Annotated in this window: 10 protein-coding genes and 1 pseudogene; 7 read left to right on the top strand and 4 right to left on the bottom strand. The window is 65.3% G+C overall.

Annotation, left to right across the window (positions count from 1 at the left end; all coding sequences use genetic code 11):
* Positions 1–125: 125 nt before the first annotated feature.
* The 6 genes from MFF55_RS20275 to MFF55_RS20250 all read left to right on the top strand — a co-directional run bounded on the left by MFF55_RS20275 (position 126) and on the right by MFF55_RS20250 (position 5,637).
* Positions 126–596 carry a secondary thiamine-phosphate synthase enzyme YjbQ gene (locus tag MFF55_RS20275; RefSeq protein WP_238245918.1) on the top strand — a complete coding sequence of 157 codons (471 nt, stop codon included), beginning with the start codon at positions 126–128 and terminating at the stop codon, positions 594–596.
* Between the two features lie 94 nt (positions 597–690).
* On the top strand, positions 691–2,307 hold the full coding sequence (locus MFF55_RS20270; RefSeq protein ID WP_238245917.1) for an FAD-dependent oxidoreductase: 1,617 nt from the start codon (positions 691–693) through the stop codon (positions 2,305–2,307).
* A gap of 1,156 nt (positions 2,308–3,463) precedes the next feature.
* Complete coding sequence (locus tag MFF55_RS20265; protein WP_238245916.1) at positions 3,464–3,652, top strand: hypothetical protein; 189 nt, start codon at positions 3,464–3,466, stop codon at positions 3,650–3,652.
* A complete protein-coding gene (locus MFF55_RS20260) occupies positions 3,649–4,380 on the top strand; it encodes a PRC-barrel domain-containing protein (protein WP_238245915.1) in 732 nt (243 codons plus the stop codon). The genes MFF55_RS20265 and MFF55_RS20260 overlap by 4 nt, the downstream gene beginning before the upstream one ends.
* Positions 4,381–4,417: 37 nt before the next feature.
* Complete coding sequence (locus MFF55_RS20255; protein ID WP_238245914.1) at positions 4,418–4,999, top strand: PAS domain S-box protein; 582 nt, start codon at positions 4,418–4,420, stop codon at positions 4,997–4,999.
* 20 nt (positions 5,000–5,019) lie between these two features.
* A complete protein-coding gene (locus MFF55_RS20250) occupies positions 5,020–5,637 on the top strand; it encodes a sensor histidine kinase (RefSeq protein ID WP_238245913.1) in 618 nt (205 codons plus the stop codon).
* A gap of 47 nt (positions 5,638–5,684) precedes the next feature.
* Here the strand turns inward: MFF55_RS20250 and MFF55_RS20245 are convergent.
* The 4 genes and pseudogenes from MFF55_RS20245 to queD form a co-directional block, all read right to left on the bottom strand.
* Positions 5,685–6,008 (bottom strand): annotated as a pseudogene (locus MFF55_RS20245) (BLUF domain-containing protein); the annotation flags it as partial.
* Between the two features lie 12 nt (positions 6,009–6,020).
* A complete protein-coding gene (locus tag MFF55_RS20240) occupies positions 6,021–6,161 on the bottom strand; it encodes a hypothetical protein (RefSeq protein ID WP_238245911.1) in 141 nt (46 codons plus the stop codon).
* Positions 6,162–6,712: 551 nt separating this feature from the next.
* Entirely contained in the window at positions 6,713–7,420 is a 708-nt protein-coding gene (queC, locus tag MFF55_RS20235) for a 7-cyano-7-deazaguanine synthase QueC (RefSeq protein ID WP_238245910.1), read from the bottom strand.
* Positions 7,421–7,425: 5 nt separating this feature from the next.
* Positions 7,426–7,782: a 6-carboxytetrahydropterin synthase QueD gene (gene queD, locus MFF55_RS20230; RefSeq protein WP_238245909.1), complete on the bottom strand. Its 357-nt coding sequence runs from the start codon at positions 7,780–7,782 to the stop codon at positions 7,426–7,428.
* Between the two features lie 160 nt (positions 7,783–7,942).
* Between queD and MFF55_RS20225 the strand changes: the two genes are divergently transcribed.
* Entirely contained in the window at positions 7,943–8,923 is a 981-nt protein-coding gene (locus MFF55_RS20225) for a hypothetical protein (protein ID WP_238245908.1), read from the top strand.
* Positions 8,924–8,963 lie beyond the last annotated feature (40 nt).

Genomic DNA, 8,963 nt, shown 5'->3' with positions numbered 1-8,963 from the left:
CTGGCGCCGATCATCATGAGCCGCTGGCGCGGCCGGTTCCTGCGCTGGGTCCCCGATCGCCTTCCACTGACGCTCCAGGCGTCCGGGAAAGGGCCGATGCGGCGCAACGATCGGACGGAACCCCCATGAGACGGTCTGGCAAGATCGGGCAGATCGAGGATTTCGGGGCCGGCGAGGTCCGCCGGCAGGCCAGCGCGCGGTTCGCGGTCGCGACGCCGGGGCAGGGCTTCACCGACATCACCGCGACGGTCGCCGGCTTCGTCGAGCGGAGCGGGATCGGGCAGGGGCTGGTCACCGTCTTCTGCCGGCACACCTCGGCCTCGCTGACCATCCAGGAGAACGCCGATCCGGACGTGCGCACCGACCTGATGACGGCGCTCGATAGCCTCGCGCCGCGCCATGCCGGCTACGTCCACGGCATCGAGGGACCGGACGACATGCCCGCCCATATCCGCACGATGGTGACCGATACGAGCCTCACGATTCCGGTGGTCGGCGGCCGGCTCGGGCTCGGCACCTGGCAGGGCCTCTACCTCATCGAGCACCGCGACCGGCCGCATCGGCGTGAGATCCTGCTGCACGCGATCGGTGCGTAGCGAAGCTCGGGCACCTTGCAACGCTGTCGACTTGTCTGGCCAAGCTGCGTGATCAATGCTTCACCGCACCGGTCAGAGCGCAGGGAATCGGAACATGGAGACGATCGGCCGGGACCTGCAGGAGATGCAGCGCGTCCCCCTCGCAGCATCGCATATCGCAGCGCTGCAGGCCGCGGGGGTCGAACGGCATTACCCGGCTGGGACTTTCCTCGTCCGCGCTGGCGAACCTGCCGATCGGTTCGTCTATGTCGAAGCGGGCGAGATCGAAGTGGTGAATCCGTTCACGGATGAGCGTCACGTTCCGTCCACGCTCGGGCCGACGCAGTTCATGGGCGAAATCTCGATCTTGAGCGGCGGCAATTGGTCGATGCCCATGCGGGCGGTCCGGGATACCACCGTCGTCGAGGTGCCGCGGCTGGAGATGCTGCGGCTGATGTCCGAAATCCCCGAGATGTCGGACATCATCATCACGGTTCTCGCTGCACGGCGGCGGCGGCAACTCGACTCGCGAGACGGCACCTTGGTGCTGATCGGCGAAGATGACGACCGGGCCGTGCGACGGGTCGCGGAGTTCGCGAGCCGCAACCGCCTTCCCTACAGGTCCTACGCGCTGGGCAGCCCGGAGGCTGAAGCCGTCGCCACGAGCTGTGCGATCGCCTCCGACCGGCCGGCGGTGATCTTCGGACGCGACGTCGTCGTGACGGAGCCGACGCCCGACAAGGTCGCCCATCTGCTGGGCCTCAACTACAACCTCGTCGACGACGAGACTTTCGACGTTCTCATCGTCGGCGGCGGCCCGGCCGGCGTGGCAGCGGGCGTCTACGCAGGCGCGGAGGGCCTACGAGCGCTGGTCGTCGAGGACCTCGCGATCGGTGGCCAAGCCGGCACGTCGAGTCGGATCGAGAACTACATGGGATTTCCGACCGGCATCTCGGGCGCAGACCTCGTCTGGCGCGGTGAGGTGCAGGCAATGAAATTCGGGACGCGGTTCGCGATGCCACGGCGGGTGGCGAAGCTGGAGCGGCTCGAAGACGGCGCATTCTGTGCCACGTTCGAGAACAATCAGCGGGTTCGCGGGCGTGCCGTCGTCGTCGCGACCGGTGTTCAGTACCGGCGCCTGCCGATCGACCGGCTCGAGGCGTTCGAGGGAGCAGGCGTCTATTATGCGGCCACGGAAATCGAGGCGCGCTATTGCCGGAACGCCGAGACCATCGTCATCGGTGGCGGCAACTCCGCAGGCCAGGCCGCGATGTTTCTCAGTCGCTCGGCCAGGCATGTCCGCCTTCTCGTGCGCGGTCCCTCACTCGCGGCCTCGATGTCGAACTACCTTTCGAGCCGCCTGGAAGCCGATCCGGCGATCACGATCGAATACGGTTCCGAGGTCAGCGCCCTTCATGGCCAGGATCACCTCGAAGCGGTGACCATCCGCAGCGTCGTGGATGGGACGGTCCGGACGATCCCGACATGCGCCGTGTTTGTCATGGTCGGGGCTGCACCCAACACCCAATGGCTCTCGGGGCTCCTTGAACTCGACAAACACGGGTTCGTGCTGACCGGAGACGCGGTCGGCGCCGGCTCGCCCTATGCGACGTCCCACCCCGGCATCTTCGCGGTCGGCGATGTGCGCGCTGGTTCGGTCAAGCGGGTCGCATCGTCCGTGGGAGAAGGGTCGGTCGTCATCTCCAAGGTCTGGGATTATGTCCAACATTGAGTGTCGGTCGTTCGATCTTGGACACTGGAAGGTTTCCATTCGGAAGGCAGCAGTTTTCCGTTCTTCAGCAAAGCCGACGAGTTGGAAAACAACAGCTGGTTCCCTCGCACAGCTGTCTCGTCATGAAACCTCTTCACGCGCCAGCCGGTACGGCTTGAGGACGGAACGTCCGCCTTGGGTGGAATGCGGTCATTCGCCTGAGGCGGTGAACGGCCGGGCGTGACTTCAAGCGGACATTCGAGCGCTCGACGACCAAGGTCTTGTCGGGGTGGGAAGCGGCTGTGGCCTTCCGTCCCGAAGCGGACGTTCTGCCCCGGGCCAAACCTTGCCGCAGAAGTCGGGTCGCGCCGCCCTCAAGAGGGGACATTCGCCGGCACGGCGTCCAAACGTCTTCGATGCTTACCGGACCAGCCGAAGGCCCGCGAAGGAGAGCGTAGTCGAGTAGATCGGCTGGCCATCCTCGGCGGTCACCAACATCCTTGTTGCAACGCTTCCCTTGACTGGTCACATGTTGACGATCAGAGCTTGGTACAGGGACGGGCACAGTTCGGGCGCGCCACCGTTACAGCGGACTGAGCCCCGCATACGGTGATGTGGTTGTGCCGATCAGCGTAGGGTAGCCGCACGGACGGCTTCTCGACATTCAATACTGGAAATTTTACGCGCTTTCCGCTCACTGGATCTAATATTATCACAAAGGCCCTCACACATTCCGCTACAGCTATACATCACTGTACGGTCAAAGTTATGCTTGAGGATTGTAATTTGTTCCAAAATCATTTTTGAAGTCTCGGATTATTTTTGAGCAACCAAATCAATCTCGAGAATATAATAGAAAAATTGTTGTATTATTGCGAAATGTTGCTTATCTTCCTGTTGTCGCTGGCCATCGGATTTGGGCGTCAGCGCTTGAGAGCTCGTTGTGCTCCCGCCTGTTCGATGCGGAGAGCCTCATGACGCGTTACCTATTCGAGGGCACGACGGGCAGGCCTTTCGCGATGACGAAGGCACCGAGCACCGCAATCGCAGCGCTCTTCCCAACAAGGTGCATCGGTTGTTTTCTGAGACGTCCGCAGGATTGTCTTTAGGGGAAAACGCCTATCGACTCCGCATTAGCTTGCGGGATACTTCAGATGTTTGCGCCATGACTGCAACCATGCTGATCGTGATCGAAGTCGCACCGGGAATGACGGATGATCTGGTATCGGTCGGCAGCGAACCTTCGTTTGACGAAAGTCCAGGCTCGACTGCCCGTCGTACCCGCGAGCCAGAGCGCACCAGACATGTCCCGTCCGCTGAACGCTTACTCGTAGCATTCCCGTTGGCCGACGAAGGCTCAAAATGAACCCGCCCACCCGCGTCCTCGCCGCCCTTCTCCTCGGCCTGCTTGGCATGACGCCCGCCCTCGCCGAGTGCCAGATCTCGGATGCCAAGCTGGAGGAAGCAATCCTCCAGAAGCCTGACCTTCGTGGTCCTGAGAACCGGCAGACCGTGAAGGACCTTCGCAGCTTGCGGGATGCTGCCTTCACGCTTTGGACCTATGGGCGACACGCCGATTGCGAGCGCCTCATGGGCAACATCCGTGAGCTGATCGCCGGCCCGAACATGAGCAATCTGGGCGACAACGACGAGGATGCCGCCGAAGAACAGATGGCCGCACGAGACCCGAAGGTTCAGCGCGGGGCCAGGAAGGGCCGACGCGATGAGAAAGATGCCAGGCCATTGGTCAGCGTCGACGATCTGTCCCTGGGCCTGCGTTCTGATCAGATCATCGGTGCCGAAGTTCGCAGCTCCGACGACAAGATCGTCGGTGAGGTCAGAAACATCGTCTTTGGGACGAAGGACCGTCGGGATTACGCTGTCGTCGCCGCAGGCGGCTTCTTTACGCCCGGAAAGGACAGCATCGTCGTTTCGCTCCGATCTCTGAAGGTCTCGCAGGAGCGCGACAGCTTCTTCCTGCCCATAGCGAACGCTGCCGTCAGAGCCGTCCCCCTCATGCCAGACCAGGATTACAAATGGCTCTTGGATGAAGCTTGGCGAAGCCGAAACGACACCTTGTTCGGGCAGCCGTAACCCGGCTGCGGACTGGGGTCGTTCGGGAGGGAACAGGTTGATAGGTCGCGACACGTCCAATCTTTCTAACGTTGATCGCGAAGCCGCGCTCGAAGCGGAGAACGCCCGTCTGAGGCGAGCCCTGGATGAGGCCGTGCAGCGTGTGGCCGACGGCACGCCGTTGGCGATCGTGGAGTACGAGCGCGAGATCGCGGAGTGCCGGGCGGCCCTGGCCTTGGAGCAGGAGCGGTCGGCAAAGCTGGAGCAATCTCTCGTCACCCTAACGGCACAATCGACCTTGCTGGCGGCAAACGAGGCCCGCTACCGGCTCGCGGTGGAGAGCGCGCGGGACTACGCGATCTTCACCATCGACTTGGCTGGCCGCATCACAGGCTGGAATACGGGCGCGGAGAACCTGCTGGGATGGAGCGAGGAGGAGGCCATCGGCCGTCCTGTGAACGTCATCTTCACGGCCGATGACAACAGGGAGGCCATGGCGGAGGCGGAGATGCGGCTGGCGGTCATCGAAGGCCGTGCCGACGACAACCGCTGGCACTTGCGCAAGGACGGCAAGCGATTCTGGGCCAACGGCCTGATGATGCCGATGCGGGCGGGCTTGCGGGCTTTCTCAAGATCCTAAGGGATCTGACCGAGATCCAGATGGCCAGCGAGCATCAGCAGCTTCTCATCCACGAGCTCAATCATCGGGTGAAGAATACCCTCGCCACGGTCCAGGCGTTCACGACCCAATCGCTCCGGTCCGCTATGTCCCTCGGCGAGGCCCGCGAAGCGATCACGGCACGACTGATCGCCCTGGCCAAAGCCCACGACCTGCTCACTGCCGAGAAGTGGGAGAGCGCAGACCTCAGCCGGATCGTGTCCGATGCTCTCTGCCTCCACAATGCCGATCGGCAACGCTGTCGCTGGCAGGGTGATGCCGTGCGGGTGGTGCCACGCACCGCCCTTGCTCTGTCGATGATGCTGCACGAGCTTGCGACGAACGCGACAAAGTACGGAGCCTTGTCGAACGAGACGGGCGCCGTGTCGGTGTCCTGGGCCACCGTCGAGGATGCGAACGACCCCTACGAGGCCGGGCCGCGTCTTACCATGCACTGGCGGGAACGCGACGGCCCACCCGTGTTGCCGCCCACCCGTCGCGGGTTCGGCAGCCGGATGATCGAGCGCGGACTGGCCAACGAGCTTGGGGGCAAGGTGAAGATTTTCTACGAGCCTGCAGGCGCCGTCTGCACCTTGGACATCCCCCTCGAAGCTTCCTGAGCGGCCCGTCCGGCGGATTGGCTTGAAGGTATGGGTTGCCGGCCCGATCAGCCTTGCCCAAGCGAGTCGAGCGGCCCCGAGTCGAGTTGCTTGAGAATCCGTGTGAGTGCCGCGACGTTGTTCTTGTCTTCCGCGCTTTCGAGCGCGTCCTGGAGCACCAGGCGGATGTCCTCGGCTTCGACCCTCTCCATGTCCCAATTTGGATAGAGACGCTCTCGCTCTTCCTCGCTCTGGCTCAGGGAGACGATATCATAATGGCGCGGATCGCCATGCAGGCTCGCGATCAGCTTCCGTATCTGGGCGGCCGGCCCTTCGATCCACTGGAAGAAGACGCCGCTGCCGAAAACCAACACCCCGGTGATGCCGCGCGCGAGGTTGTGGCGCTAGGCCGCCTCGACGATGCGACTGACCTCGGCGTCGTCGACGCCGTCGGCGGCACGGCTGCAATAGACGAAATGATAAAGCGGGGGCAGCCCGGCTTCGTCCAACTCAGCGCCGCGGGGAACGCCGTATTCGTCGAACATGGAAGGGCTCGCTCCGTTTATGCCAGGCAGGCTGTCCCACCCGATGCGTAAGCGGCAGGATAGCGCAACTGACCTGAGTTGGCATTGAACCTTATCGTCCAGGCCGTCCCACGGACACCGAAGGTGCTGCTACTCGAGGGCCCCACCATCGCGCTCGCCCTCCTGAAAGCGGACCTTCCGCAGCAGGTCGAGAGCAGCAGTTCAGCCCATCCGAGCCCAGTGTCGGCTAATGGCGCGAAGCCGTCGCGAGCCGGACTTCCGCAATGGATCGGGAGCGAAAGCTCGCCAGTCGGCCGGCCGAGTTCAGACCTCAGGCCATCGTTCTGCGACTTGGGCAGTGGCACGGCGCCATGCGGTGAGCGTCACCTGCGAACCGTAAAGGTCTGAGACGGACCCATGGCGCGACCCAGCAGGCGCGCTCGTCCCGTTACGAGCGCTCGGAGCGCACGATGGGTCGCCGAGATCATCCAGCGTGTCTGCCTCCGCACAGGCGATGCGGCGGAACTCTGGCGGTCGATCTTCCCGAAGCGAAGGGAGAGGCATCCGCCGGCTCAGGGGATCGGCCTCGCGGAAAACGCCCGGAAGCCCTTCGCCCGCAGCTCGCAGGCCGGGCACGTCCCGCACCCGTACCCCCACTCGTGCCGCGTGCCGCGCTCGCCGAGGTAGCAGGTGTGGGTGTCCTCGACGATGAGGTCGACGAGGGCCCGGCCGCCGAGGTCCTGGGCCAGCGCCCAGGTGCCGGCCTTGTCCACCCACATCAGCGGGGTCTCAAGGACGAAGCGGCGGTCCATGCCGAGGTTCAGCGTCACCTGCAGCGCCTTGATGGTGTCGTCCCGGCAATCGGGATAGCCCGAGAAATCGGTCTCGCACATGCCGCCGACGATCCGGCGCAGGCCCCGGCGATAGGCCAGCGCCGCCGCGAAGGTGAGAAAGAGGAGGTTGCGGCCCGGCACGAAGGTGTTGGGCAGGCCATCGGCCGCGAAGGCGATGGCGCCCTCGCGGGTGAGCGCCGTCTCGGAGATGCGGCCCAGCGCGTCGAGACTGAGCGTGTGGTCCTCGCCCAGCCGCCCGGCCCAGGCGGGATCGAGGGCGGCGATCCCCGCCCGCAGGCGTTCGCGGCCCTCGAGCTCGATGCGGTGGCGCTGGCCGTAATCGAAGCCGAGCGTCTCGACGCGGGCGTAGCGCGCCAGCGCCCAGGCGAGGCAGGTGGTGGAATCCTGCCCGCCCGAGAACAGGACCAGGGCGCCCTCGTCGGTCATTCGCGTCAATCGCCCTCGTACTCGGCCCAGGACATCGGCGTCTCGTACACGCGCACCGACGACAGGGCCGGCAGCGCGCCCTTGGCGCGATGCCAGATCCAGGCCGCGATGTGCTCGGCGGTCGGGTTCTCGAGGCCTTCGACCTCGTTCAGGCAGTAATGGTCGAGCCGGGCGAGGATCGGCGCGAAGGCCGTCTCGACGTCGAAGAAGTCGACCACCCAGCCGGTCTGCGGATCGACCGGCGCGCTGAGCGTCAGCTCGACCCGGTAGGAATGCCCGTGCATGCGCCGGCAGCGGTGGGTGTCGGGCACGTTCGGCAGCCAATGCGCCGCCTCGAAGGTGAAGGCTTGGGTGATCTTCATCGGCAATCGGCTTCAATGGTCTCGATGGAGCGGGTAGATGGGTCACGAGGGACGGCGTCGTCCTCAGGCGCCTCCCTTAGCACCGAAACCCGCCGCTTGCGTCGCCGCGGCCGACGGCCGGTGCGGGCCACTGCCCCGCCGGCGCGAGGAGGATGTCCCCATGACGCCGGAGCGGTGGAAATGCACGCTCTACGCCACCTTCGCCGGCGCCTCGCCGATGGCGGTCCTCTACCGGCGCGGCCCCTCCAAGCACACCTGCCTCATCGCCTGGGACTGCTCGGACGATTCCTTCCAGGTCGGCCAATGGTTCGAGGGCATGGTGCAGCCGTCCTGGGGCGGCCTGTCCCCGAACGGGCGCTGGCTCATCACCTTCATGGGCAAGTATCGAGGTCCGTACGGAACCTGGACCGTCCTCTCGAAGCCGCCCAATTTCACCGCGGTCGCGCTCTGGCCGATGGGCGACACCTGGCACGGCGGCGGCTGGTTCCTGTCCGACCGCGAGATGGTCCTGCAACACGGCCTGGGCCCTTACGCCCTCGCGGACGGGTTCAACCTGCCCCGCGGCATCACGGTGCTGCCCTTCCGTCGAAGCCTCGATGCCCCGCACGCGCCGCTGCGCGCCTGTCCCTGGCAGCCGAGGCCCGGCAAGGACCACGACGCGTGGCCAGGCCCGCACGGCCATGCCCTGATCCGCTTCCGGGGATCCTGGCCTCGTCGCGTAGCCAACGGCGGCCAGGTCTCGTCGCAGGAGGCGATCGAGCACAGGCTGGTGACGTCGGGAGGCGCGGCAATCGACCTGCCGCTCGCCGGCTGGGCCGCCTTCGACCGCAATGGCGACCTGCTCTTCTCGGACGAGGGCCGGCTGTACCGCCTCCCGGCGGAGGCGATCGGCGCGGTGACCTCCTCGGCCGAGCTCCTGGACGCGGCGCGCTGCCTCGCCGATTTCTCGGACCTGCGCTTCACCGGCGTCCGGGCGCCCTATGCCGGCCCGCGCTCCGCCGGCCCCTCGGCAACGGACCTCCCGCCGAGCGGGGACGACCCGGACGGCGAGAGCCAGCCCGGCTTCGCCCCGCGGATCGACCGCACCACCCGCGAGGATCGTCGCTCCGCGAAACGGGCGCGCAAACTGGCACGCCCATGACAATCATGCTGCCGATCATCGTGCGGAATCACGATGATCT

Origin of the sequence: Methylobacterium iners, assembly GCF_022179305.1 — a bacterium.
Classification (GTDB): Bacteria; Pseudomonadota; Alphaproteobacteria; order Rhizobiales; family Beijerinckiaceae; genus Methylobacterium; species Methylobacterium iners.
This window is presented reverse-complemented; position numbering and strand designations above follow the sequence as displayed.

Coding starts and splice junctions, on each gene's coding strand:
- MFF55_RS20275 (WP_238245918.1), top strand. CDS start 126: ATGAGACGGTCTGGCAAGATCGGGCAGATCGAGGATTTCGGGGCCGGC.
- MFF55_RS20270 (WP_238245917.1), top strand. CDS start 691: ATGGAGACGATCGGCCGGGACCTGCAGGAGATGCAGCGCGTCCCCCTC.
- MFF55_RS20265 (WP_238245916.1), top strand. CDS start 3,464: ATGCTGATCGTGATCGAAGTCGCACCGGGAATGACGGATGATCTGGTA.
- MFF55_RS20260 (WP_238245915.1), top strand. CDS start 3,649: ATGAACCCGCCCACCCGCGTCCTCGCCGCCCTTCTCCTCGGCCTGCTT.
- MFF55_RS20250 (WP_238245913.1), top strand. CDS start 5,020: ATGGCCAGCGAGCATCAGCAGCTTCTCATCCACGAGCTCAATCATCGG.
- MFF55_RS20240 (WP_238245911.1), bottom strand. CDS start 6,161: ATGTTCGACGAATACGGCGTTCCCCGCGGCGCTGAGTTGGACGAAGCC.
- queC (WP_238245910.1), bottom strand. CDS start 7,420: ATGACCGACGAGGGCGCCCTGGTCCTGTTCTCGGGCGGGCAGGATTCC.
- queD (WP_238245909.1), bottom strand. CDS start 7,782: ATGAAGATCACCCAAGCCTTCACCTTCGAGGCGGCGCATTGGCTGCCG.
- MFF55_RS20225 (WP_238245908.1), top strand. CDS start 7,943: ATGACGCCGGAGCGGTGGAAATGCACGCTCTACGCCACCTTCGCCGGC.